Raw genomic sequence first — 25,922 nt, 5'->3', positions numbered from 1 at the left:
ATTTGTTGTTTATAGTTACATTTCTAAACTATAAACTATAAACTTATATAAATCGGTTCTTTAGTCAGGTATTTTTTGCCGGCGTACTGCCATTCCATGTTTATGTCCCATTGACCGCCTACCAATTTTGATTTAGGTATGAGCAAAGTTGGATTAGACAACGAAATCGGAGTATCGAAATCTAATTTTTTGTTAGACGGTCTGTAGAGGGACACAGTACCTGTAATTTGGGTAGCATTAAAATTCTTTGGGAATTCAATTGTAATTCCTTCGTTGGTTTTGGTTATAATTGGTTTTACTTTTAAATCCTGTGCATTTTGTACACGATCCATTTCTTCTTGAAAACGGGCATCGTGTTTGTAATATTCCTCAACCACTAATTCATTATCGTATTTCGAATTAGACTGTACTTTAATCACAAAATACAATATAAAACTTATGAACAGTGCAATGGCTATGGCTAATCCTGTTCCCCAATTTATTTTTTTCATACTCTTATTTTTTTGAAGAAAACAATCCTTTTTTTAATCAAAACTTCTCGGGCTTAAAAAACTAGTACTGGTAGTTTCTATTTTTTTATCACCGTTATAGACTTCTATTTTTAATTTTGTTTTATCGCTTTCTAGCAAATATTTATTGATTTCAATAAATAAAGTTCCACTAGTCATTCCTTGTTTCGGTACTCGCAAAGTTTGCATTCCTACTACTTTTAAATTCCCCTTAATCGATTTCAACTTAAAATGAATACTGTTAAAATCATCATTGGTCTTATTGATAATTTTATACGTAAACACATTACTAATGTTTTCGCCTTTATGCTGATACAACTGACCTGGTAATCGTAAAATCAACGCCTCAACATCTGTTCGCAAGAACAACAAACCTATTAACATTCCCACTAAAATGGTAAGAACTGCGGTATACCCTTTCATTCGGGTGGTGAATTTAAAAGGGGCTTTCTTCTCAATCTCATCTTCCGATGCATAGCGAATCAACCCTTTTGGCAATCCCACACTTTCCATGATGGTATCACACTCATCGATACAGGCTGTACAGTTCACACATTCCAGCTGCGTCCCGTTTCGAATATCAATTCCCGTAGGACATACATTCACACATTGACGGCAATCAATACAATCTCCTTTACCGGTTAAGGTTCTATCTTCTTTTTTATTAAATTTTGCACGTCCAGTTTCTTTTTCGCCTCGAACAAAATCATAGGCCACATTTATTGATTTATTATCTAAAAGTACCCCTTGTAATCTTCCGTAGGGACAGGCAATGATACATACCTGCTCTCTGAACCAAACGAAAACAAAATAGAAGATTCCAGTAAAAATCGATAAGGCTATCAAAGTCTTAATATGGTTTACAGGCCCTTCTTCAATCATAGCAATCAAAGCATCACTCCCAATTAAATAGGCCAGAAAAACATTGGCTATACCAAAAGAAATCAACAAAAACACAAACCATTTTAAGGCTTTTTTTCTAATTTTTTCAGCATCCCAAGCTTGTTTAGCTAATCGCATTTGAGCACCTCTGTCTCCTTCTATCCAGAATTCAATTCGTCTAAAAACCATTTCGAGGAAAATGGTCTGCGGACAAATCCAACCACAAAATATACGTCCAAAAATGACAGTAAACAAAATCACAAATACCACCCCAATGATCATAAAAAGCACAAAGAGATAGAAATCCTGAGGCCAAAATGGAAATCCGAAAATATTGAATCGACGTTCTAAAATATTGAACATCATAAACTGATTTCCATTGACTTTTATAAACGGATTAGCCACCAAAATCAACAACAGGAAATAGCTCAAAACTTTTCGATAGTTGTAGAATTTCCCTGAAGGTTTTTTAGGGTAAATAAACTTCCTTTTTCCTTCGCTGTCAATGGTTCCAATGCTATCTCGATAGCTTTCGTTACTAAAAGTTTCGTCTGGTAAATTTGACATCTTGTGTTTGATTTATAATCTAAAAACTTTAGATTTTTAACCATCAAGGAATTAGGCTTTTTATAAAAATTTTAAAACCATTTCCCTAATTCCTTAATGGATTATATTATTTATTTTGTTACAGGAGCAGCAGCTTCTTCTACCCAGATTTCTCCATCCGGAGCTTTTGGATCTTTAGGATTACTTCCCTTTAAAGACATAATATAACTGGCTACTTTTTGGATTTCTTTAGGTTTCAATGTCCCTTTCCAAGAAATCATTCCTTTTCCGTCTCGACCACCATTAGTAATCGTGTGGAAAATATTTTTAATTCCTCCGCCTAAAATCCAGTGATCATCGGTTAAGTTGGGTCCAATTTGCCCTCCTGCATCGGCTCTGTGGCAAGCGGCACAATTAGCCTCAAAAGTTGCTTTTCCAATAGCCAGATCAGCAGGTTCTGTAAGTTGCGTTACTGTTTTTTCATCCATCAAATCAGGAGCATTTTTCATATACTCTGCCACTTCAATTTTGGCTTGAGCCAATTCCTTTTTCAATTCCATTTCCTGGTTATCAGCGCCTAAAATTTCAAAACGAACCAAATAAATTGCTGCAAAAATGATACAAGCATAGAAAGAATACACCCACCATGGTGGTAAATTATTGTCTAACTCTTTGATACCATCGTAATCGTGGTTTAACAGCAAGCTACCTTCATTTTCGATAGGAACGCTCTTTGTTAACTTTTTCATCAAATTTTTAAACCAAGTTGATTCTTTAAGTGGCAATTGTTCTTCGGCAGCTAATCTTGCTTTTTCTTCCTCTGGCAACAATTGATAAACGATAGCATCTGCAGCGCTAATTACCATTTCTACAGCAATCAATAGCACTAAAATTATCACTAAAACAAGGTCAACCATAGGGTATTTGATAAAGGCTGCCCTATCTCCAGAGTCAATAAAATATTCTATAGCACCAAAGATGATGAAGAAAAATACTGGTACTCTTACATATGCTGGGATTAATTTTTTCATTTTACTTATTTTGAAATTATACTACAAACTATCTCTTAATGGAATTTCGCTCATTTCATCGATTTTTTCCTTTTTATAGGAGAAAACCCAAAGTGCTAATCCCACAAAGAAGGAAAAGAAAATCAACAACGACAGTATTGGATAAATCTCCACTCCTGCTATAGTTTCCATATTGTGCTTTATTTGTTCAAACATGATACTTCTTTATTTAGTTCGTTTTCACTTTAATATCAGTTCCTAATCTTTGGATGTAAGCAATTAAGGCTACAATTTCTCTATCTTTCATTGGAACAAATTGCTCTCCTCTTGCTGCTGCTTTCTTTTTACTTTCTTCATAACTTTTTACAAAGTCAGGATCAGAGTGTAAACTGGTTTCAATTTTTTTAGATTGCTCTTGAATTGATTTTTCAGCATTTGCAATGTCAGCATCCGTATAAGGAACGCCTAGAGTTCTCATTACTTCCATTTTTCCTTCGATATCAGAAATATCCAAAGCTTTATTATCAAATAACCATTTGTATCCTGGCATGATAGAACCTGCTGAAGTACTTTGTGGAGACCACATGTGGTTAAAATGCCAGTTGTCATTGTATTTTCCTCCAACTCTTAACAAATCAGGACCAGTACGTTTTGATCCCCAAAGGAATGGATGATCGTAAACAAATTCCCCTGCTTTAGATTGAGGACCGTAACGTTCTACCTCACTTCTAAACGGACGTACCATTTGAGAGTGACAAGCCACACAACCTTCACGGATATACAAATCACGTCCTTCTAATTCTAATGGTGTGTACGGTTTTACACTAGTAATGGTTGGTATATTCGATTTTACCATAATCGTAGGTACGATTTGAATAATACCTCCAATCAGGATAGCTACAGTTGCTAAAATGGTCAATTGGATAGGTTTTCTTTCTAACCAAGGGTGGAATTTCTCCCCTTTAATTCTTCCAGCACTTATTTTTTGTAAAGCTGGTGCTTCTGCTAACTCATCTTCAACAATACTATTGGCTTGAACTGTTTTGTAGATATTATACACTAAAACTAAAATACCAGCTACATACATCGTTCCTCCTACTGCTCTCATCCAATACATTGGAATAATTTGAGTTACGGTTTCTAAGAAGTTACCATAAGTTAAGGTTCCATCAGGATTGAATTGTTTCCACATAGAAGCTTGTAAAAAACCAGCAACATACATTGGTAATGTATAAAGGATAATTCCTAAAGTACCAATCCAGAAATGAACATTAGCCAATTTTAAAGAGTACAAAGGTCCTTTAGTCATTCGAGGTACCAACCAATAAATGATACCAAAAGCCATAAATCCATTCCAAGCTAATGCACCAACGTGTACGTGAGCAATAATCCAATCGGTGAAGTGCGCAATAGCATTTACATTTTTAAGAGACAACATTGGTCCTTCAAAAGTAGCCATACCATAACCTGTAACTGCCACGACGAAGAATTTCAATACTGGTTCTACACGCACTTTATCCCAAGCTCCACGCAAAGTCAATAATCCATTAATCATACCTCCCCAAGACGGAGCAATCAACATTACTGAGAAAACAACTCCTAAATTCTGTGCCCAGTTAGGTAAAGCAGAATACAACAAGTGGTGTGGTCCAGCCCAGATGTATAAAAAGATTAAAGACCAAAAGTGAACGATAGATAATCGATAAGAATATACAGGACGATTAGCCGCTTTTGGAATAAAATAATACATCATTCCTAAGAAAGGGGTTGTCAAGAAAAATGCTACCGCATTATGGCCGTACCACCATTGTACTAAGGCATCTTGAACACCAGCATAAACAGAATAACTTTTTAATGCTGAAACAGGCAAAGCCAAACTGTTAAAAATATGCAATACCGCTACAGTAACAAAAGTGGCTAAGTAGAACCAAATCGCTACATACAAGTGACGCTCTCTTCGTTTTAAGATTGTTCCAATCATATTGATACCAAAAACCACCCAAATAAGCGCAATTGCAATATCGATAGGCCATTCTAACTCGGCATATTCCTTAGATGTTGAATATCCTAGAGGAAGCGAAATAGCCGCCGCTACGATAATCAATTGCCATCCCCAGAAGTTAATGTTACTCAAAAGGTCGCTAAACATTCTCGCTTTTAGCAAACGCTGTAATGAGTAATACACTCCAGCAAACATGGCATTCCCAACAAAAGCAAAAATAACGGCATTGGTATGCAAAGGTCTCAAACGACCAAAGCTCAACCAGGAAACTCCATCAGTCAGGTTAGGGAATAAAAATAAGATTGCTAATAAAAGTCCGACAGCCATCCCTACTACCCCAAATACTATGGTAGCGTAGATGAACTTTTTAACAATTTTGTTGTCGTAATAAAACTGTTGCATTTCCATAATTAAATTTGTTTTTCTTCTGTTGTTTGTATTTCTTTTTGGGCTTTTAATTTTACTTCATCGTCAAATAACATTCTGACTGATGGTGTGTAATCGTCATCAAACTGACCGTTTTTGACTGCCATAAAAAAGGCAATCAGAAAAGCAACAGCGACGATTATGCTAATGGTGATTAATAAATAGATGACACTCATACCTTAAATTTGTGTTAACAAAATTACTTTAGACCTTTTAGAGAAAATATGACATTTATCATACAAGCTGTTTTTATTTTACCGAAAAGATTCTTTACGTTTATAACCTCATAACCCACAACTCACAACTCATAACTTCTTCGCATAATAATTACTCATTACCGTCACAAAACTCACTATGGTAATAGTACTTAAAGGCATTATAATGGCTGCTACTAAAGGTTCTAATTGCCCCGTTACAGCATAAGTTAGCCCTACTACATTATAGAGTAATGATAATCCAAAACTCATCTTAATAACCTGCATGGCTTTCTTAGACAGTTTTAGGAAATAATGTAATTTTTCAAATTGTCCTGCATCTAAAATCGCATCACAGGCAGGTGAAAAAACATTTACATTTTCCGAAATAGAAACGCCCACATTACTTTGTGCTAAGGCTCCAGCATCATTCAATCCATCACCTACCATCATCACATTTTTCCCCTTGTCTTGTAATTGCTTGATGAATGCTAGTTTTTGTTCTGGTTTTTGATTGAAAACCAATTCGGTTCCGGCAGGTAAAAGTGTTTCTAAAGCGGCTTTTTCACCTTCATTATCACCCGATAAAACTTTGATTTGATAGTTCTTTTTTAGACTTCTAAATAGTTCTTCCAGTCCATCCCTATATTGGTTTTTAAACACATATTTCCCAAAATACGCATCGTCAATTTGAATATGAACCGAAGTTTGTAAACCACTATTTTCTTCTGATTTTCCTGCAAATGCTGCTGAACCTATTTTGATGATACGATTCATCACTTGTCCTTGAATTCCTTTTCCAGTTATTTCTTCAAAATCACTAATAACTCTTTTACTCATTTTAGGTAAAAAGTCATACAACATTCTACTCAATGGATGATTTGAAGCTCTGAGTAACGATTTTATCCGAATCAAATTGTTCTCAGAAAGCGGCTCTCCCTCATAAGTAATATTCGATTTTATGTTGGTCGTAATCGTCCCCGTTTTATCAAAAACCACCGTATCTACTTTTGCCAATTGCTCGATTACCAAGGCATTTTTGAGATAGAATTTTTGTTTTCCTACTATTCGCAAAATGTTTCCTAATGTAAAAGGAGCTGTTAATGCTAAAGCACACGGACAAGCCACTATCAATACGGCAGTAAAAACATTGAAAGCAATATTAGCATCTATAAAAATCCAATAGAAAAACCCAACAAAAGCAATTAAAAGTAATATAGGTGTGAAATACCTTGAAATACTATCGGTTATGCTTTTATACTTTTGTTCCACTTTCTTCTGGAAAACATCATTACTCCACAGCTGTGTTAAATAACTCTGTGATACCGAAAACAAGACTTCCATTTCAACAACTTCCCCTAATTGCTTTCCTCCGGCAAATATTTTATCGCCAGATCGTTTACTAATCGGGATGGCTTCACCCGTTACAAAACTGTAGTCAATGGCAGTTTTTTCGCTAATCAAAATCCCATCAACCGGAATCAATTCCTGATTTCTAATTAACAATCGGTCGCCCTTTTGAATATCATAAACAGCGACACTTTCTTCGGAAGCATCCGTATTAATTCGGGTAACTGCAACGGGAAAATAGGATTTAAAATCACGTTCAAAACTCAGGAAACTATAGGTTTTGATTTGGAACATTTTTCCCAAAAGCATAAAGAAAATCAAACTGGCCAAACTGTCAAAAAAACCAGAGCCATGATTCATCACAATATCATAAGTACTTCTAATGAACATTACAATAATCCCCAAAGCAATTGGAATATCAATATTGAGCATTCTAGACTTGATACTTTTGTATGCCGAAACATAATATCCGCTCGCCGAATAAAAAAACGAAGGCAACGATAAGGCAAAAATTAACCATCTAAAAAAGGGTTTGTAATTATCTAGCCAAAATTCTTTTACCTCGAAATATTCTGGAAAGGAAAGCAACATGATATTCCCAAAACAAAAGAAAGCAACCCCTAATTTATAGGTCAAACTGCGATCGGTTTTGGTTTTAGAAGTTTCGTAATCCTCTAAACTGATATAGGGTTCGTACCCAATTGAACACAACAACTGTACAATTTCGCTAAGCGAAACCTCATCCGAATGATAAATAATACGAACCTTCTTCTCGGGAAAATTTACCTGCGAATTACTTATTCCTTTTTGAAGGCGTTGTAAATTTTCCAGAATCCAAATACAAGAGCTACAATGTATATGAGGAATGCTAAGTGAAACAATAGCGGTTGTATCCTCTTGAAATTCCAGTAATTTCGAAACAATACTTTCATTTTCTAAAAAATTATATTTTCCTTTAATGTCCTGCGGACTCGCTCCAGGTGATTTTTCAAAATCGTAATAAGAGGTTAAATCATTTTGACTAAAAATTTCGTAAACGGTTTTACAACCAGCACAACAAAACTTTTTAGCATCAAATACAATTTCATCCTTTTTTACAATATCTAAACCACAATGGAAACAATTTTGTGTATCCATAACTTTGCTCTTTTTACCTGATGCAAAGTTCCTCAATGAATATTGGGAAAAATATGATATATATCATATAAATGATTAATTTTACAGTATCAAAAAACCATGTCAAAATGAGTAAATGCGAACAATGTATCGTTAGAGAATTCAGCTCCCTAAAAGCACTAAACAAAGAAGAATTAGTACGTCTAGCAGAATGTAAGACTTCCCTTTTAGTAAAAAAAGGAGAGGTGATTTTTGAAGAGGGCGAAAATGTCAATGGCATTTTTTGCGTGAAAGACGGCGTTTGTAAATTGACCAAATTAAGTCCGAATGGGAAAGATCATATCGTAAAACTGGTAACCAAAGGCGAACTTTTAGGACAACGTTCGATGATAAGTGACGAACCGGTAAACCTGAGTGCTGTTGCGCTGGAAGACATGCAGGTATGCTTTGTTCCTAAAAGCGAAATCATGGGATTTTTTGACAAGAACAACCAATTTTCGATGAATGTGATGAAAACCATTTGCGGTGACCTGAAAGAAGCCGACAGCCAAATGGTAAACATGGCACAAAAAACAGTAAAAGAACGTCTGGCCGAAACCCTACTCTATCTTCAGGATACCTTTGGCAAAAACGAAGACGGCACCTTAAAAATCCAATTGACCCGAGACGAATTGGCCAGTATGATTGGTACCGCTACCGAAAGCTGTATTCGTTTACTTTCCGATTTTAATAAATCCGGATTGATTGAATTAAAAGGAAAAAAAATAATCCTTAAAGATATTCCTAAGCTGAAAAAGATGGTTTAAGGTTTTTCTTCAAAATCATTGTTTCTTCATTTTTTGTAATACAAATAGTGTTTATATATTTGTTAGGCTTAAGTTTACAGAGCGTTAGCAATAAAGAAAAATAAGTTGTAATCTTGCAAATAAATTTTTTAAAGAATTCTTGAAGGTAGAACAAAACATAAAAAGACTTAAATATCTTCTATCGTTATTTAATATGACGATAGATGAACTTATTATGTTAATAAGTGAAGGATTAAAAAATCCGATATCAAAAGAAGAGATACTTACAGAAAATATAAAAATTAGCCATTTAAAAAGAATTGATAAGGTTTTTAATAAAGGACTTCATTTTTATTTAGATCCTAAATCACCGGAAGTTTCTAAAGATGCTAGTATCTTCTTTAGAAAATCAAAATTTGATGCCGATTTAAATATTGGAGCTAAGAAAATTGTAAATCAGTTTGAAGAGTTTAAAATCTCACTTTCAGCTATTTCTAAATTAGCTGAAATTAATACAGATAGAATATTACCAATTTTTAAAACTTCTGATAACCCTAAAAAGGTTGCTTTTGATATTCGAGAAATCTTATATCCTGAATTTCAAGACAAACAAAGAGATTTTTTAAAATCACTAATTTCAAAATTAGCAGAAAAAAACATTTTAGTTTTTGAGTTTATAGAAACTTGGAACAAGAAAGAAAAAGCAAACATCGACGGCTTTTTCCTAAATCCAAACGTAATTGTTCTAAAAAGACAACAAAATTCTTTTAGACGTGAGATATTTACCTTAGCTCACGAGTTAGGTCATTATCTTTTAAACATTGAAGAAGTAGACAATTTAGATTTAGCTGATTTAGCAAATCATAATTTATCTAAAATTGAAAAATGGTGCAATGATTTTGCTTTCAATTTTATCGCTGGAGAATATGGTAATGTTATCCAAAATCTTGATAAAGCAACAAAATCAAATGATTATAATTATGAAATTATAGAAGAAATATCAAAAAACACTCATTTAAGCCAAATAGCAATATTTACAAGACTTCTGCTTAATAATCAAATAACTCCAAAAGACTATAATAATGTAAAAGCTGATTTTGATGAACAATTCAGACTAAAACAGGTAGAAATACAAAAACAAAAAGAGTTAGACAAACAAAATGGTGTTCAAAGAGGTGGAGCTGTTCCTAAACCTATTAATTCTCCATTATTAATATCAACCATTCAGACAGCATTTTATGAAGGAGTAATAAATGAATATGATGTATGTAAGTCATTAAATATAACCCCTGATAAATTAGATAAATATATTCAATGAAAGTAATAATTGACACTAACTCACTGTTATCGTTGGTTCGTTATTACTTACCATTCGATAGAAATAAAATTTTATATAATTTCATAAAAGAAAAAATTCAATTTGGAGAAATTATTTTAATTGATAAGGTCCACCAACAATGTTCTTATGTTGCTAAAGGCATTATCCTCTCTGAATTAGATTTTTTAAACGACAAAGATTTTAAAAAATCTGCAAAAATCCCATATAATACAGAATTAATAATCCCTCCAAATACAAGACTATTTTATCATTTATTAAATTCAGTTTTTGTTAATTCAATAGTCAAGAAAACAAGAAAAATTACTGAAGTAGAATTTGAAACTTTAAAGAATTCTCATCTTAATGATGCTGACATGAAGCTTATTTTACTATCTCTAAACTTAATTTCAAAAAACGAAACTGTATATTTGGTAACAGAAGAATCCTCTGAAAGTAACGACAACAAACTCTTTGTAAAAATCCCAACTATGTGTCGTGAGTTAAATATTAATTGCATTACTTTACCCGACTTGTTTAAGCTATATCAGGACGAGTTTGATTTACATATTAAATAATAAAAACATACACCTCTTCCAATGGAGCTCGTTTGCCAGGAGTGACTACATACAAATAAAACAAAAATCGTAACACTTATTATAAGGTTTACTAAATGTAAATTCTTAACGTTTACATAAAAATATTGAAATACTGGATGAGATTGCTTCGTTCCTCGCAAATACTGGCTTGACGGTTTGAGTCATTGCGAGCGATAGCGTGGCAATCTAACTAAACTTAGGCTATGAAAAGCCGACTTCTCAGATTTACATACAAAGTTAGAGCCCTATAACACGGATTTATAATGCCTGTCCTCTACTTATTAAAAAAATGAATAATTTCACAAAACAACCAAGTATAAACAAAAATTATTGGATGAAAACAATTCTCAATTTTATTATCAAACTAATTTTTTATAGTTGGTTAGTTTTAACAGCTATTGTAATTTTTTGTTTCGCAGATAGAATATCAAATCCTGAAACAAAAGGAATCTCAAACTATGACTTAAAAGTATATTTTAGAATAACTTTTTGTCTGAGTTTAATTTACATTACAGCTAAATGGATTCAGAAATTGAAAAGAGATAAGTAAACTTAAAATCCTAACTTTATACTCTATTTATTATGAAACATTTTTTCTTTCAAAAAAAAACAAACCTCTTTGAAACAGATTTCAAAGAGGTTTAGCTTTACGTTTTATTTTACTATCTATGAAAAACGATATTAGCAACGTATTTAATTTACCATTAATCTTGATACAATTTAAATAATTCTTCCTGAGCCTTTACTGAAATCTCGGTTCGTTTTTCTTTTCCGTGAGCGTCTTGATAAACCAATTGATAGGATGTATTTTTATTGACTTTGAATTTTAAAAACTTATTCAAGTCGTCTATAGGTGAAGGAGAATAACCAAAATCTACTGTTTTACCCTCTTTTTCAATTACTATTTTCTCAGCCACACGTTGAAGCTCTTTGTCTGATTTCGATTGGAACAATTGCAAACTAATCCAAACCTCATCTGGTTTTAAATTTTCCAAAAGTTGTTGTTTGGCATACAAATCAATATATCTTTTGGTCACATTTTCGGCATGAATAGCTGTTGAGAGCGTATCCCATTCCAGTCTGAAATAAGTCTCTTTAGGTTTATATGAAGAAGCATAAATCCAGTGTCTTGGATTCGAGATATCGGCTCTTCCGGCATCGGCTAAAAACCAGGCTTTATTTAAATCTTCTGGATAATACTCTGTAAAATACCACTGACCATCTACCCAAACCTCAACCCAACTGTGATTTCCTTTCATATTCGTCCACATAGGAGTTCCAGCCATTCTAGCAGGAATACCCACTGAACGAAAAGCATCAACTAATAAAAAAGAAAGTCCAGTACAAGTTGCCATTTTTTCTTTGATAGATTGAAACGGACTAATATTTACTATGCTACGTTTTGTATTGTATTCTACGGATAATAACTCTCTAATATTAGCATTAACTGCTTTAATCGCTTGACGAACATCTTTGGTATTTTTAACCAAAGGGGAAAATTTCAAATAAAAATCATTACGCCAGTTATCTCTTTCTTCATCAAAACAATAGTACGGTAAGACTTCGTTAAAGAAAATAGAATCGGGTAGTTTAGAACACCAGGGAAACTCTTTTTTCACCTTGTAGGCTCCATCAATTTGATCTTTGATATAAGGAATACTCAAGGTTTTCAAATCGCGTTCGGGCATGTATGCAATAAGAAAAGAAGCCGCTTCATAATACTCCTTGGGAACAGTATTTAAAAAATAGCGCAAGGAATCCTTTCTTTCACCTGATTGTAGCAAAGCTTTCTTTAATAATTTATCGTATTTAGGCAAGAACGCTCTGTTTTTAATTTGGCCGAACGCCAAAAAAGGAATTATGGTAAAAACAAAAACAAGACGACTCAATTTCTTCATTGATGTATATTTATAAAGGTTATGTAAAACTTAAAAAAAATAGAATTTTAAGACTAAAATTAGAAAAAACCTTTAATAACTTGCTATTTACGAATCCTATTTAACATTTGATAAAACCTATATTTTTTTGAGTTACTATTGAAAAAAAAGACCCTATTGTGAAATTAATAAATTGCAAATTCTAAATCTTTTAAAATAGAAAAATCAGAAATTTTTATTTTAGAATTCATAAAAATAATTTCATTACTCGAGATTCAGAATTGCTGTCCATCTTTATAAAACTCAAAAAATTAACAAGAACTTCGTCAGAAATATTGGAATTAAAAAATTCTTTTAGACAATTTATTCTTTACTAGTCCTCTTTACATGGAAATATTCGCTTTATCAAAAACAAAATAGTATTCTATTTTTTAGTAATTTAATAGTAAATTTTATCATCTACCTCAGCGTTGCCGAAAACTGCATATTGAAAGAGTAGGCCTTATTTTTTTGAGCTATGAAAAAGTATATCATTTCAATAGTCATGGCGTTTTTAATGCTTAATTCATTTTCACAAACACCCAAAACCCCTTTTACAAAAGACTTTTATTTGGAAAAAAGTCAAAAACAGAAAAAAATGGCTTGGAGAATATTTGGTGCGGGGTTAGGTATTGCAGCAATTGGAGGCATCGTACAATTAAGCAATACAAATTCAAATACTTGGGAATTTGATTTCACAGGTGCCTATATTGCTGCAGGTGGAGGTGTTTTAACCTTAGCGAGTATTCCCTGTTTTGTGAATGCTGCGAAAAACAAAAAAATGGCTATAGCCATAACTATGGACAATCAGAAGATTCTATTTCCTCAAGAAAATACTTTTATTTTCAAAAAACAAGCTGCTCTTTGTTTTAAGATTGATTTTTAGTTTAAGGGTTATTACTTTAGTTTTAGGTTTTAGGTTCATTGCTAACTTCTAACCTCTAACCTCTAACTTCTAACTTCTAACTTCTAACTTCTAACTTCTAACTTCTAACTCCTAACTTCTAACTCCTAAAGTCGCTTCGCTTCCTCCCAAAATTGGAATATGTGAAAATCAAAGATTTTCAATTCCTGTTATTTTGGAAGTCGCTTCGCTTCCTCCCAAAAAACATCCATTTCAGCGAGAGTCATATCTTTTAGGGATTTACCTAATTCCCCTGCTTTGCTTTCAAGATATTGGAATCTTTTAATGAACTTTTTATTGGTACGTTCTAAAGCATCTTCAGGATTAACATTTAAAAAACGGGCATAATTAATCATTGAAAATAAAACATCGCCAAATTCAGCTTCTATTTTATCCTGATTTCCTGATTGTACTTCGACTTGCAATTCTTCTAATTCTTCTTGCACCTTATCCCAAACCTGATGCGATTCTTCCCAATCAAAGCCTACACCTTTTACCTTATCCTGAATACGACTCGCTTTGACTAAGGCAGGCAAACTTCTTGGAACTCCCTCTAGTACAGATTTTTTTCCTTCTTTAAGTTTGAGTTTTTCCCAATTTTGCTTTACCTCTTCTTCATCTTTCACGGATACATCACCGTAAATATGGGGATGACGATGAATCAATTTTTCGCAAATATCATTACAAACATCGGCAATATCAAAATCCTGAGTTTCACTACCAATTTTTGCATAAAAAACAATATGCAATAACAAATCGCCTAGCTCCTTTTTGACTTCATTTAAATCATTATCCAAAATGGCATCACCTAATTCGTAGGTTTCTTCAATTGTTAAATGACGTAAACTTTGCAAGGTTTGCTTTTTATCCCAAGGACATTTTGCACGCAAATCGTCCATAATATCTAATAATCGTTCAAAAGCTTGTAGTTGAATTTGTCTTGCGTTCATTATGAATAGTTTTGTGTAAAAATAAGAAATCCTGTATTCTAAGATGATTAGAGCACAGGATTTTTATACTGTTTAGAAGTAATTATTCAGTTACTTTTTTAGCTTTTTTTGGTTTTTCGGCTGGTGCTTCTGCTTCTACAGCTACGGTCTCAGCTACTTCTTCTGATGCAGCTTCAGCTTCGATGAATCCCTTAGACTGCAATGTATTGTACCAGTTTATTATTTTCTTAATATCAGATGCATATACTCTTTCTTCGTCATAATTAGGCAAAATTTCTTTAAAGTAAGCAGCCAAAGTTGCATTATCTTCTTTATGAGAAATTGCAGGACCGTTGTTTTCTTTAGTGGCAATGCTAGCAATAACTTCTTTCAGTGGTTTTTCACCTTCATAAGTGTACACTGAAATTTCAGATAACAAACTCACATTACTTTTTAAATTTACCGTGATTTTCTTTCCGTCAACTAATGATTCAGCAACAAAACCAGTACGTGTTTGCACTTTTAAAACATATAAACCTGGTTTTCCTGAAATCGCTAATATTTTTTCTAAATTCATGCTTTATTAATTATTATTAAGAATTGATTTTTTTATTATGTGTCAAAATTTTGTCAAAAACGATACCAAAACAAGTTGTTATCTTGATTTTTTACCAAAAAAACGCATTCTATAATCTTGGAATGTTTTTCCTTCCATGATATTTTTCAGCTTTCCTTTGATTAATCGTTTTTTCAAAGAAGAAATTTTGTCGGTAAACAAAATACCTTCGATATGATCGTATTCGTGTTGAATTACACGAGCAATCAAACCGTCGAAAACTTCTGTTTTCATTACAAAATCTTCTTCACAATATTCAATAGTAACTTTTTCTTTACGATATACATCCTCACGAACATCTGGAATACTCAAACAGCCTTCATTAAATGCCCACTCTTCTCCTTCTTCTTTTATAATCTTAGCATTAATAAAAGTACGTTTAAAACCTTTTAATTGATTTTGTTCATCGGCTTTTAAATCTTCGTCGTCACTAAATGGTGTTGCATCTATAACAAATAAACGTATCGCTAATCCTACTTGAGGAGCCGCTAATCCCACTCCTGAAGCGTTATACATTGTTTCGTACATGTTTGCGATCGTTTCTTTCAAATTAGGATACTCAGGAGTTATATTCTCTCCTACCTTTCTTAAAACCGGATCACCATATCCTACAATTGGTAAAATCATTGTTATTGTATTAAAAATTTATTAGGCTATTTAAAGCTATAATCCCTTAGATTAGGATTGCCAAAAATAGTAAATTTAAAACAATGCTTAAAGGATTAACAATAAATAGTCATTTAAAATTTAATCCTTAAAAAAGAGTCCTTTTTTGCCTGTTAATCCACCTCACAATTCATACCTTTGTGTATTATCTAAAAAAGTATGATTTCAAGAATTCAGAAATTTGTTTCAAGTACTGAGTTTACTAATGCTCTTAAAATAACAATTGCCGCTGTTTCACCTGTTTTGTTATTTTCCTATCTAGATAATTTTGCGATTGGTTTTACGATTGCTTTAGGTGCTTTCTTTACTTTTCCTAGTGACATTCCGAGCAATTTAAAACATAAAATAAATGGTTTATTAGTTACTTCATTTATTATTGCTGGAGTAAATCTGATTATAAATCTGACTTACCCATTACCCTGGTTATTTTATCCCACATTGATTGTATTAATCTTTTGTGTATCGATGATTTTAGTGTATGGACAGCGTGCAACCATGGTTTCATTTTCGGCATTATTATCTTTATCTCTTGCTTTTGCACACTTGAATACAGGATGGGAAATGCTAGAATATTCAGGACTACTATTAGCGGGTGGTTTATTTTACACTCTCATTTCAGTGATTTTTTTTCATATTAAACCCAATCGCTATGTCGAATTACAATTGGCTGAATGCATCCGACTTACAGCAAAATATCTAAAATTACGTGGTGATCTTTGGGAACTGAACTCTAATCGAAAAGCGATTACTAAAAAACAGTTGCATCTTCAGGTTGAACTTAATGTTTTGCATGAAAACATCCGAGAAGTACTTATTACTAACCGAACCAAATCGGGTTCATCAGGACAAAACCGAAATTTATTATTGAGTTTTATCTCTTTGGTTGAAATCATGGAATTAGCTATTTCAACTTCTTTTGATCATAATAAATTTCACCAAAAATTTGATGGTTATCCAAAAGCACTCGAATCCTATCAAAATTTAGCTTACAGCTTAGCCAAAAACATGAAAGGCTTGTCGAGAAGTATTGAAAACCATAAACCGTATTTGGCTGAACACAACTTAATTGAAAACTTACAACAATTTGAATTAGCGATAAACGATTATAAGAAAAATATCCAAAACGAATCTTCCTCAGAAGAGGTTTTGATGCTCATTACCATGCTCCATTATGCAGAAAAACAGGTGGAGAAAATCATTACTCTTGAGCGTGCATATTCGACAAATAATAATACTAAAGATTTAATAAAAGGAAGAGATAAAGACATTGAAAAATTTATCAAACCACAGTATTATCCGCTTAGTACTTTTGTAGAAAACCTAAGTTTCAAATCGACTGTTTTTAGACATTCACTACGAATAACTATTACTATTCTTTTGGGATATATGATTGGAAAAATACTCCCTTTAGAAAATGTATACTGGATTATTTTGACGATTGTGGTTATTATGAAACAAGGTTTTGGAATCACAAATGAACGAACCTATCATCGAATAATAGGAACTCTTATTGGAGGTCTTATTGCTTTTGGTATTCTATATATAGTCAAGGATTCATATGTTATTAGCACAATGGCTATCATTGCCATGTTACTTGGTTTTACCTTTAATCCAACCAATTACAAAATTGGTTCTACTTTTATTACTATTTATGTAGTTTTAATTTACGGTGTATTATCACCAGACAACGGCAATGTATTAGAATACCGAATTTTAGACACTATTGTAGGCGCTTGTTTATGCTTATTAGCTAATTATTTTTTATGGCCATCTTGGGAGTTTTTAAATCTTCCTTCCTATATTCAAAGTGCTATTGAGGCAAATCGAAACTACTTAAAAGAAATTTCTGTAATATACAACACAAAAGTGGATGTATCAACAGAATACCGACTGGCTAGAAAACAAGCCTTCATTGAAATAGGAAATCTTATGGCTTCGTTCCAACGAATGCTACAAGAACCCAAGTCTAAACAAAACAAATTACCACAGGTTTACAAGCTAACTGTTTTAAACCATTCGTTACTTTCTTCACTAGCTTCATTGGGAACCTATATTCAATCGCATAAAACAACTGAGGCGTCTAAAGCTTTCAATGTTGTAGTAAACAAAGTGATTTCTAATTTAGAAATAGCGATGGAATTATTAAAAAATCCAAATCCAGATACCAAAACTTTCGTGTCCAACGAAGATTTAGATCAAAGACTTACTGAATTGAAAAAAATTAGAGCAAAAGAACTCCAACAAATTCAATTAATTGACGAAGAAGCTTACCAAATAAAAATGCAAGAAGCGCAATTGGTCATCGAACAATTAATTTGGATGACTGGATTGTCCGAAAACATATTAAAAACCACACAGTTACTTACAACTGTAAAAAAAGAATCCCAACAATAAGTTGGGATTCTCTTTGATTTCTATAAAAATTAGCCTATTGCAATTTTAAAACTGTTGCTGTATGCTCTCTAACTTGTTTTAACAACTCTGGATTTTCGTTTAATTTTTGTCCGTAAGAAGGAATCATTTCTTTAAACTTAGCCTGCCATTCAGGAGTTTTCATTTCGTCTTTATAACATCTGCTAATAACATCAATCATAATAGAAACAGCTGTAGATGCACCAGGTGACGCTCCTAGTAAAACGGATAAAGTACCATCTGCAGAAGTAATAACTTCTGTTCCAAACTCTAACTTACCACCTTCTTTTTCGTCTTTTTTAATGACTTGTACACGTTGTCCTGCACGCTCTAAAACCCAATCTTTAGATCGAGCTGATGGAACATATTCTCGTAAAGCTTTTATTCTATCTGAAGGCGATTGACGTACTTGTTCAATTAAATATTTTGTTAATGGGATGTTTTTAATTCCAGCCATCACCATTGGTACAATATTATCCAATTGAATGGATTTTGGCAAATCCGAATATTTCCCATTTTTCAAAAATCGGGTAGAGAATCCTGCAAATGGACCAAAAAGCAATTGTTTTTCCCCATTAATCATTCTTGAATCAATATGTGGAACCGACATAGGTGGTGCTCCTACACTTGCTTTACCATAAACTTTAGATTCATGTTGCGCAATTACATCTGGATTGGTACAACGCAACCATTGCCCACTTACTGGAAATCCTCCAAAACCTTTTCCTTCTGGAATATCTGCTTTTTCTAACAATGGCAAGGATCCACCCCCAGCTCCAATAAAAACAAATTTTGTGTAGGCTTTTCTAACACTTCCGTCAGTCAAATTGTTTATTTTGATTCTCCAAGACTTATCTTCACGTTGTCTTAATTTTTTAACTTCATGGTGAAAGTACATGTTTACTCCTTCCATTTTAGTTAAATGACTAAACATATTTCGAGTCAATTCACCAAAATTCACATCTGTACCAATAGCCATTGTAGTACCAGCAACCTTCCCTGATTCTTTTCTACCTTCCATTACAAGAGGCATCCATTTTTTCAATTCCGCAAAATCGGTGCTGAATTGCATTTCTTCAAAAAGTGGATTTGCTTGTAATACTTTGAATCGTTTAGTTAAGTATTCTACATTTTCATCTCCCCAAACAAAACTGATATGTGGAATTCTCTTGATAAAATTCTCTGGTGAAGATACTTTTCCTTGCTGTACTAAATAAGCCCAAAATTGACGAGAAACCTCAAAAGACTCTGCTATGCTAATCGCTTTATTAGGATTAATGCTTCCATCTGGTCCCTCAGGAGTATAATTCAACTCACAAAACGCTGAATGACCTGTCCCTGCATTATTCCACGCATCTGAACTTTCGGCAGCAGCATTATCTAATCTTTCGTAAATATCAATAGTTAAATCAGGCTGTAATTCTTTTAGAATCAAGCCTAGAGTTGCACTCATTATTCCAGCCCCAATAAGAACTACATCACTTTGTGAACGTATGGTTGTATCAGACATAATATTATTTTTAATCGGCGCAAAGATACTCTAATATTATTGTAATTAAAAGAGTGATTTGGATTGAAAAAGTTACATTTATCACTAAATTTTATCGTTTTAACAAAGAATTATTAAAACATTTTTCGAGATAAATAATCTTGCAACATTATAGTAGCCGAAATCTCATCAATCAATGCTTTATTTTGACGTTGTTTCTTTTTTAAACCACTATCTATCATGGTTTGAAAAGCCATTTTGGATGTAAATCGTTCATCCACACGTACTACTTTCATTTCAGGAAAATGATTGGTAAAATGAGTAACAAACCCCTTAATTATCGAAGCACTTTGAGATGGTTCTCCATTCATTTGTTTGGGTTCTCCAATCAATACCAATTCTACTTTTTCTTTTGAAAAATAATCTTTTAAAAAATCGATAGTGGTAGCCGAAGGAATCGTTGTTAAGCCCGAAGCGATGATTTGAAGCTCATCGGTAACAGCAATCCCTGTTCGTTTTTGTCCGTAATCTATAGCGAGAATTCTTGGCATAATTATTTTAGTATTGCGCAAAGATACTCAAAGAAACCCACGTTGTAAAAACTATAAACGATCTGGTTTTATTAAAACTTCAGCAGACAATAATAATTGAATCAATTTTGTTTTAAAAATAGGTTTATATTTGCAAAAAAATTAAAATTTCTTTAACACTAAAAAACTGAATGAATTCTAAATACTACAGGCCTGATATAGACGGATTAAGAGCCATTGCCATATTACTTGTTATTCTATTTCATTCAGGATTTTGCATTTTCAAGGGCGGCTATATAGGCGTTGATATATTTTTTGTAATCTCTGGATTTCTTATTACATCAATCATTGATAAAGAAATACAAAATAAGACATTTTCCTATACAAACTTTTACCTAAGAAGAATAAGACGAATCATACCCGTTTTAGTCTTTATAATGATTGTAATTACAATACCTTCTTATTTTATATTGTTTGCCAATAACCTAGAGGCTTATTCTAGAACATTATTGTACACCCTTTTATGCAGCAACAATATACATTTATACATCACTTCAGGAAATTATTTTGCTGAAAACTCCGACTTATTACCATTTTTACATACTTGGTCTCTTTCGGTCGAAGAACAATTCTACTTTATACTTCCGCCCTTTTTATTATTACTACATAAAAAATTCAATTCTCAAAAAAGAGCAATCATAATTTACACCCTTTGTTTTATAGCTTTATTATTTTCTATTTATCAAAGCTATTCCAATCCTTCAGCTGCTTATTTTTTGCTCCCTGCAAGGCTATTTGAACTGGCAATTGGTTCCGCTTTAGCTATGAATTGGAACAACTTACCAAAATTAAACCAGCAAAAAAACAACCTCCTTTCTTTAATAGGTTTCCTTCTTATAATAATCCCTGCAATAGTATTAGATAAATCAAGTATTTTTCCTGGTATCAACGCTTTATGGCCTTGTTTAGGAACAGCACTACTTCTATTTTCAGGTCAAGACATCAACAAAAAAGGATTGATAAATAAACTAATCGAAAACAAAATAGTAGTCGGTATAGGACTTATATCGTACTCTTTATATTTATGGCATTGGCCTATCTTTGTTTTCGTTAAATATTTAGGTTTAAATCTAGAGGGAACCATTCGAATTTTAGCTATAGCGCTCACTTTTGTTCTCTCATACCTTTCGTGGAAATTTATCGAACAACCATTTAGAACTACTTTAAAGTTTGATTTTAAGAAAACACTTCTAATCATTTTTATTCCTGCTTTACTAATTATTTCAGGCATCTATGGTGTATTAGATGCTAAAGATGGATTTCCCGAAAGACATCCAGAATTGACTGAATTTATACCAAAGGAAAATTATCCAAACAAACTAAGAGGACAGTGTTTTGATAAACTTAAAATAGGGAATTGCGAAGATTGCTATATCGGGATAAAAAAAGACACATTAGATGGGATGCTTATTGGAGATTCGTTTGCCAATCACACCGCTGCATTTCTTGATGTTTTAGCTAAAGACGCTGGATTTTACATCCACGATAGTGCTGCTGGCGGATACCCTTTAATGAATTCATTAAATCCAGATGGTTCCGCATTGTATCCTGAACAATATGCGATTGATAGATTAAACTTTGCCAAACAATTTAAATATATTTTTATTGCAGCCAATTGGGAAGGAATTTCAGAACCAAAAAACAAGAAAACATACGAAGTCACACTAAAGACTTTGTCCGAATTGGTAAAAAGTGGAAAAAAAATAATTATTTTTGACGCGCTAAGAAGAACAACCGAATTAAATTTGCACCGAGCTAAATTAGTAAAGTCAAAAAATACGGTTTATTTCTCTCAAAAAGATTTTTCAATACCAGCATACAAAAGAAGCAACAATTATATTATCTATGAAATAAAAAAACGATTCCCTTCTATAAGTATCATCGACCTCAACAAAGTTATGTGTCAAAATGGACAGTGTGATATAGAACTCAACAATACTATAGTGTATAGAAACAATGACCATCTTAATACTAGCGGCGCACAAAAAATAGGAGAATTGTATTTAAAAAGATTTGGTAATCCACTAAAAAAAATAAAATAATTAACAAATATAAAATGAGCAATTTACAAACAATTATAGAACAAGCTTGGGAAAACAGAGCTTTGTTGCAAGAAGAAACAACAACGAATGCGATTAGAGAAGTAATCGAATTATTAGATTCAGGAAAATTACGTGTTGCTGAACCAAAAGGTGACGGATGGCAAGTAAACGAATGGGTTAAGAAAGCGGTAGTAATGTATTTCCCAATTCAAAAAATGGAAACTTGGGAAGCTGGAATTTTCGAATACCACGATAAAATGGAATTGAAAAAAGACTATGCTGAAAAAGGTGTTCGTGTAGTTCCTGGTGCTTCTGCTCGTTACGGTTCGTTTATTTCTAGTGGAGTTATCATGATGCCAAGTTATGTAAACATTGGTGCTTATGTTGACGCTGGAACGATGGTTGACACTTGGGCTACTGTAGGTAGTTGTGCTCAAATTGGAAAAGACGTTCACTTAAGTGGAGGTGTTGGAATTGGTGGTGTTTTAGAACCATTACAAGCTGCCCCTGTGATCATCGAAGACGGTGCTTTTATTGGTTCTCGTTGTATCGTTGTAGAAGGTGTTCACGTAGGTAAAGAGGCAGTTCTTGGTGCTAACGTATGTTTGACGGCTTCAACAAAAATTATTGATATTACAGGTGACGAACCAGTTGAAATGAAAGGTTTTGTTCCAGCACGTTCAGTGGTTATTCCTGGAAGTTACACTAAAAAATTCGCCGCTGGTGAATACCAAGTTCCATGTGCATTAATTATTGGTACTCGTAAACCATCAACTGACTTAAAAACATCTCTAAACAATGCGTTAAGAGAGTACGATGTAGCGGTTTAACAAAAAACTAATATTTTAAATTCCAAATTCCAATAGAAACATTAAATTGGGATTTGGAATTTTTATTTGCTCCAATTTATATAATCATTTGATTTTCTAGAAAATGAAAATACTTGTAATTCAAAACAAAATGATTGGCGATGTACTTGCTAGTTCAACTCTATGTAATACATTAAAAAATGAATTTCCAAACGCACAAATTGATTATCTCATTTATCCTTTTACAAATCCTGTTGTAGAAAACAATCCAAATATTGACAACCTAATACTTTTTACTGACGAAGCAAAAAAAAATAAACTTGAACTTCTAAAGTTTTGCTTTAAAATCAGAAAAATGAAATATGACATTGTTATCGACGCTTATGGTAAACTAGAAAGTAATTTAATTGTCGCTTTTTCGGGAGCAAAGACTAAAATTGGGTTTTACAAATATTACACCAGCTTCATTTATACTGATACCGTAAAAGAACTTTCTGTGCCTAAAACTACCGCAGGATTAGCACTTGAAAATAGAATGCTCTTATTACAACCTTTAAACCTAAAAAAAACTTTAAAAATAAAACCTGAAATTTTCCTAACAGACACCGAAATCGAAAATGGAAAACAAATATTAATTGAAAATAAAATTGATTTCACTAATAAAATCTATATGATAGGTGTTTTAGGAAGTGGAAAAACCAAAACTTACCCAAGTACTTATATGGCTACTCTACTAGATTTCATTGTAGCAGAAACAAATGCCACATTACTTTTTAATTATATTCCCTCACAAATAAACGAAGCTCAAGAAATATTTAATTTATGCAATTCTAAAACACAGCAAAACATAAAAATCAACATTATTCCAAAAACGATAAGAGAGTTTTTATCTCTTACCCATCATTGTGACGCACTCATTGGTAACGAAGGAGGAGCTGTAAATATGGCAAAAGCATTAAACAAACCTACGTTTACCATTTTCTCAACTTGGATTATAAAAGAAGCCTGGAACTCATTTGATGACAATCAAAAAACAGTATCAGTACACTTAAAAGACTTCAAACCAGAATTATATGGAGCTAAAAATGCTAAAGAAATGAAAAACCAAGCATTAGATTTATACAATCATTTTACACCGGATTTAATTATTCCTTCATTAGCAAAATACCTAAAACTTAATTAGAATCAATACCTTTATCAGTTCTAACCAATTTGTTTTTTTTTGTATAATCGCGTATTTCATTATTTTTCTTCCAAGCTTCATCACTAACGTATCCTCTAGCATGATCTAAATGAATACAAATAGCACTATACCGTATTTGTTTGGATTTCAATCCATAATTAAACAAACGCTCACCCAACTCTCGGTCTTCTCCTCCATATTGCATCTCATTGTTAAATCCGTTTACAGCGATCAAATCCTCCTTCCAACCAGAAGAATTATGTCCATTCCAACTGGCATTTGTAGGAGTTACAAAATTTAACAACCTTGACCAAGCACCTCGAACTTTTAGTTTTGAGTTTTTAAATGATTTATTTACTCCATTTTGCAATAACCATTTTACATCAAAACATTTTTGGCTAAAAATTGCTTCTTTTGAAATTATTTTTGAAGTTTCCATTGGAAGCTTGAAATACCCTCCAGAAAGAAAAAATCCTTTCTGCCTAAACTTCAAATGTGTAGCAACAAAGTCATTTCGAGGAATACAATCCCCATCTGTAAAAATTAAATAGTCTGTACTAGAAGCGAGAATAGCTTTGTTTAGAATTTTAGTTTTCTGAAAACCATTGTCTTCATGCCAAACATGAACAATAGGAATAGAAATTAATTTTTTAAGTTCTTCTATTTTTTCCTTTGTTTTGTAATTTGAACCATCATCAGCTATAATAATTTCAAAGTCAGTAGTGGTTTGTACGCTAAATCCAAAAAGCACCTTTTCTAGCCACTCTTCGGCATTATAAGTACTCATTATTACAGATGCTTTCATAATATTACTGATGGTGATTTTATTTTTTCCAAAATTTAATTTTCTTTTTCAATCGCTTTTTACGGGCAAATTTTTCCTGAAATACCTGAGTTTCCCCCCACATTTTCTCAAAAATTTCAACTTCTGTTTTAGCGGTGTAAAGCTTTGCATATTCATTACTCATGATTGCAATCATTTCTTTATGTGGAGTAAGACGATTAAAATTTTTCATCCGTAAATTAAAATCCATAACGGTATGAAAATTCATTCGGTTTAAATCGACTAGAAAAAATTGATACTTATTTTCAGTGCCTTTTTTAATCAAGGTATTCCCTGGAGAATGGTCTAGAAATTCAATTCCTTTTTGGTGCATCTCAAAAGTAAACTGTGTAAACTGACGGATGATTATTTCTCTATCGACAAAAGTTTTATCATCAACAAGGGCTCTAAATTCAAAAACATCCCCAAGATGTTCGCAAGCATAATAACTTTCCTTTAGTCCTATCGCATCATAGTTTTCATAAAAAGCAATAGGTTTAGGTGTCCCTATTTGCATTTCCATTAATTGAGTAGCAAACTCAAAAGAACGTTTGGCTTTTGATTTTCTAAAGTAACGATACGCTATTTTATTGATAAAATGTGGAATCTTGAACGATTTGATATTAATAGTTATACCATCTAAGTCAAAAAGTTTGATTTTATTTCTATCACCATTTCCAAAAACTTCTCCTGAACAATTAAACCCCTTAATAACATTAACTAAAGACGACTCTTTTTCAACAAAATCAGGATGAATTTTAAACTTCATATGTATATATAAAATGCTTTCAAAAGTAACCATTTTATTT

23 protein-coding genes are annotated in these 25,922 nt (G+C 32.6%); 8 read left to right on the top strand and 15 right to left on the bottom strand.

The window, feature by feature from the left end; all coding sequences use genetic code 11:
• Positions 1-35: 35 nt before the first annotated feature.
• The 7 genes from ACFPTQ_RS07280 to ACFPTQ_RS07250 all read right to left on the bottom strand — a co-directional run bounded on the left by ACFPTQ_RS07280 (position 36) and on the right by ACFPTQ_RS07250 (position 8,056).
• Complete coding sequence (locus ACFPTQ_RS07280; RefSeq protein WP_379775710.1) at positions 36-491, bottom strand: FixH family protein; 456 nt, start codon at positions 489-491, stop codon at positions 36-38.
• Between the two features lie 33 nt (positions 492-524).
• Entirely contained in the window at positions 525-1,958 is a 1,434-nt protein-coding gene (gene ccoG / locus ACFPTQ_RS07275; protein ID WP_379775708.1) for a cytochrome c oxidase accessory protein CcoG, read from the bottom strand.
• 110 nt (positions 1,959-2,068) lie between these two features.
• On the bottom strand, positions 2,069-2,968 hold the full coding sequence (locus ACFPTQ_RS07270; RefSeq protein ID WP_379775705.1) for a cbb3-type cytochrome c oxidase N-terminal domain-containing protein: 900 nt from the start codon (positions 2,966-2,968) through the stop codon (positions 2,069-2,071).
• 21 nt (positions 2,969-2,989) lie between these two features.
• Positions 2,990-3,139 (bottom strand): CcoQ/FixQ family Cbb3-type cytochrome c oxidase assembly chaperone, encoded by a 150-nt coding sequence (locus ACFPTQ_RS07265; RefSeq protein ID WP_379775702.1) that lies wholly within the window; start codon positions 3,137-3,139, stop codon positions 2,990-2,992.
• Positions 3,140-3,176: 37 nt separating this feature from the next.
• The gene (ccoN, locus tag ACFPTQ_RS07260; protein WP_379775699.1) at positions 3,177-5,357 is read right to left on the bottom strand and encodes a cytochrome-c oxidase, cbb3-type subunit I; all 2,181 of its coding nucleotides are present in this window, start codon (positions 5,355-5,357) and stop codon (positions 3,177-3,179) included.
• Positions 5,358-5,359: 2 nt separating this feature from the next.
• Positions 5,360-5,551, bottom strand: coding sequence for a cbb3-type cytochrome oxidase assembly protein CcoS (ccoS, locus tag ACFPTQ_RS07255; RefSeq protein WP_379775696.1), 192 nt, complete (start codon positions 5,549-5,551; stop codon positions 5,360-5,362).
• A 129-nt stretch (positions 5,552-5,680) separates the two neighbouring features.
• Complete coding sequence (locus ACFPTQ_RS07250) at positions 5,681-8,056, bottom strand: heavy metal translocating P-type ATPase (RefSeq protein WP_379775693.1); 2,376 nt, start codon at positions 8,054-8,056, stop codon at positions 5,681-5,683.
• 107 nt (positions 8,057-8,163) lie between these two features.
• Here ACFPTQ_RS07250 and ACFPTQ_RS07245 point away from each other — a divergent pair, with 107 nt between their 5' ends.
• From ACFPTQ_RS07245 to ACFPTQ_RS07235, 3 genes are all read left to right on the top strand, one after another.
• Positions 8,164-8,841 carry a Crp/Fnr family transcriptional regulator gene (locus tag ACFPTQ_RS07245; RefSeq protein ID WP_379775690.1) on the top strand — a complete coding sequence of 226 codons (678 nt, stop codon included), beginning with the start codon at positions 8,164-8,166 and terminating at the stop codon, positions 8,839-8,841.
• Positions 8,842-9,034: 193 nt separating this feature from the next.
• Positions 9,035-10,138: an ImmA/IrrE family metallo-endopeptidase gene (locus ACFPTQ_RS07240; RefSeq protein WP_379775687.1), complete on the top strand. Its 1,104-nt coding sequence runs from the start codon at positions 9,035-9,037 to the stop codon at positions 10,136-10,138.
• On the top strand, positions 10,135-10,713 hold the full coding sequence (locus ACFPTQ_RS07235) for a DUF4411 family protein (RefSeq protein ID WP_379775685.1): 579 nt from the start codon (positions 10,135-10,137) through the stop codon (positions 10,711-10,713). The genes ACFPTQ_RS07240 and ACFPTQ_RS07235 overlap by 4 nt, the downstream gene beginning before the upstream one ends.
• Before the next feature lie 725 nt (positions 10,714-11,438).
• On the opposite strand, the gene ACFPTQ_RS07230 is transcribed toward ACFPTQ_RS07235, so the two are convergent.
• Complete coding sequence (locus ACFPTQ_RS07230) at positions 11,439-12,632, bottom strand: transglutaminase-like domain-containing protein (protein WP_379775682.1); 1,194 nt, start codon at positions 12,630-12,632, stop codon at positions 11,439-11,441.
• A gap of 496 nt (positions 12,633-13,128) precedes the next feature.
• Between ACFPTQ_RS07230 and ACFPTQ_RS07225 the strand changes: the two genes are divergently transcribed.
• Entirely contained in the window at positions 13,129-13,536 is a 408-nt protein-coding gene (locus ACFPTQ_RS07225) for a hypothetical protein (protein WP_379775680.1), read from the top strand.
• A 188-nt stretch (positions 13,537-13,724) separates the two neighbouring features.
• Here the strand turns inward: ACFPTQ_RS07225 and mazG are convergent, their stop codons facing one another.
• The 3 genes from mazG to def form a co-directional block, all read right to left on the bottom strand.
• The gene (mazG, locus tag ACFPTQ_RS07220; protein WP_278035294.1) at positions 13,725-14,504 is read right to left on the bottom strand and encodes a nucleoside triphosphate pyrophosphohydrolase; all 780 of its coding nucleotides are present in this window, start codon (positions 14,502-14,504) and stop codon (positions 13,725-13,727) included.
• A gap of 82 nt (positions 14,505-14,586) precedes the next feature.
• Positions 14,587-15,060 (bottom strand): DUF5606 domain-containing protein, encoded by a 474-nt coding sequence (locus ACFPTQ_RS07215; RefSeq protein ID WP_379775677.1) that lies wholly within the window; start codon positions 15,058-15,060, stop codon positions 14,587-14,589.
• A 78-nt stretch (positions 15,061-15,138) separates the two neighbouring features.
• Positions 15,139-15,726: a peptide deformylase gene (gene def / locus ACFPTQ_RS07210; protein WP_278035292.1), complete on the bottom strand. Its 588-nt coding sequence runs from the start codon at positions 15,724-15,726 to the stop codon at positions 15,139-15,141.
• Positions 15,727-15,924: 198 nt separating this feature from the next.
• On the opposite strand from def, the gene ACFPTQ_RS07205 reads away from it, so the two are divergent.
• Positions 15,925-18,159, top strand: a complete 2,235-nt coding sequence (locus ACFPTQ_RS07205) for an FUSC family protein (RefSeq protein ID WP_379775674.1) — start codon at positions 15,925-15,927, stop codon at positions 18,157-18,159.
• A gap of 34 nt (positions 18,160-18,193) precedes the next feature.
• Here ACFPTQ_RS07205 and ACFPTQ_RS07200 read toward each other — a convergent pair whose 3' ends face one another.
• Together ACFPTQ_RS07200 and ruvX are read right to left on the bottom strand one after the other, a co-directional pair.
• Positions 18,194-19,687 carry a malate:quinone oxidoreductase gene (locus ACFPTQ_RS07200; protein WP_379775671.1) on the bottom strand — a complete coding sequence of 498 codons (1,494 nt, stop codon included), beginning with the start codon at positions 19,685-19,687 and terminating at the stop codon, positions 18,194-18,196.
• 113 nt (positions 19,688-19,800) lie between these two features.
• A complete protein-coding gene (gene ruvX / locus ACFPTQ_RS07195; RefSeq protein ID WP_278035289.1) occupies positions 19,801-20,217 on the bottom strand; it encodes a Holliday junction resolvase RuvX in 417 nt (138 codons plus the stop codon).
• 170 nt (positions 20,218-20,387) lie between these two features.
• Between ruvX and ACFPTQ_RS07190 the strand changes: the two genes are divergently transcribed.
• From ACFPTQ_RS07190 to ACFPTQ_RS07180, 3 genes are all read left to right on the top strand, one after another.
• Positions 20,388-22,298 (top strand): acyltransferase family protein, encoded by a 1,911-nt coding sequence (locus ACFPTQ_RS07190; RefSeq protein ID WP_379775668.1) that lies wholly within the window; start codon positions 20,388-20,390, stop codon positions 22,296-22,298.
• Between the two features lie 14 nt (positions 22,299-22,312).
• The gene (locus ACFPTQ_RS07185; protein ID WP_071183404.1) at positions 22,313-23,128 is read left to right on the top strand and encodes a 2,3,4,5-tetrahydropyridine-2,6-dicarboxylate N-succinyltransferase; all 816 of its coding nucleotides are present in this window, start codon (positions 22,313-22,315) and stop codon (positions 23,126-23,128) included.
• Positions 23,129-23,231: 103 nt separating this feature from the next.
• Positions 23,232-24,290 (top strand): glycosyltransferase family 9 protein, encoded by a 1,059-nt coding sequence (locus ACFPTQ_RS07180; RefSeq protein WP_379775665.1) that lies wholly within the window; start codon positions 23,232-23,234, stop codon positions 24,288-24,290.
• Here ACFPTQ_RS07180 and ACFPTQ_RS07175 read toward each other — a convergent pair.
• Both ACFPTQ_RS07175 and ACFPTQ_RS07170 read right to left on the bottom strand, forming a co-directional pair.
• Positions 24,283-25,095: a glycosyltransferase family 2 protein gene (locus ACFPTQ_RS07175; protein WP_379775662.1), complete on the bottom strand. Its 813-nt coding sequence runs from the start codon at positions 25,093-25,095 to the stop codon at positions 24,283-24,285. The two genes, ACFPTQ_RS07180 and ACFPTQ_RS07175, sit on opposite strands and share 8 nt — an antisense overlap.
• Before the next feature lie 19 nt (positions 25,096-25,114).
• A complete protein-coding gene (locus ACFPTQ_RS07170; protein WP_379775659.1) occupies positions 25,115-25,882 on the bottom strand; it encodes a lipopolysaccharide kinase InaA family protein in 768 nt (255 codons plus the stop codon).
• Positions 25,883-25,922 lie beyond the last annotated feature (40 nt).

Origin of the sequence: Flavobacterium sp. GCM10022190 (assembly GCF_042656445.1) — a bacterium.
Lineage (GTDB): Bacteria > Bacteroidota > Bacteroidia > Flavobacteriales > Flavobacteriaceae > Flavobacterium > Flavobacterium nitratireducens.
This window is presented reverse-complemented; position numbering and strand designations above follow the sequence as displayed.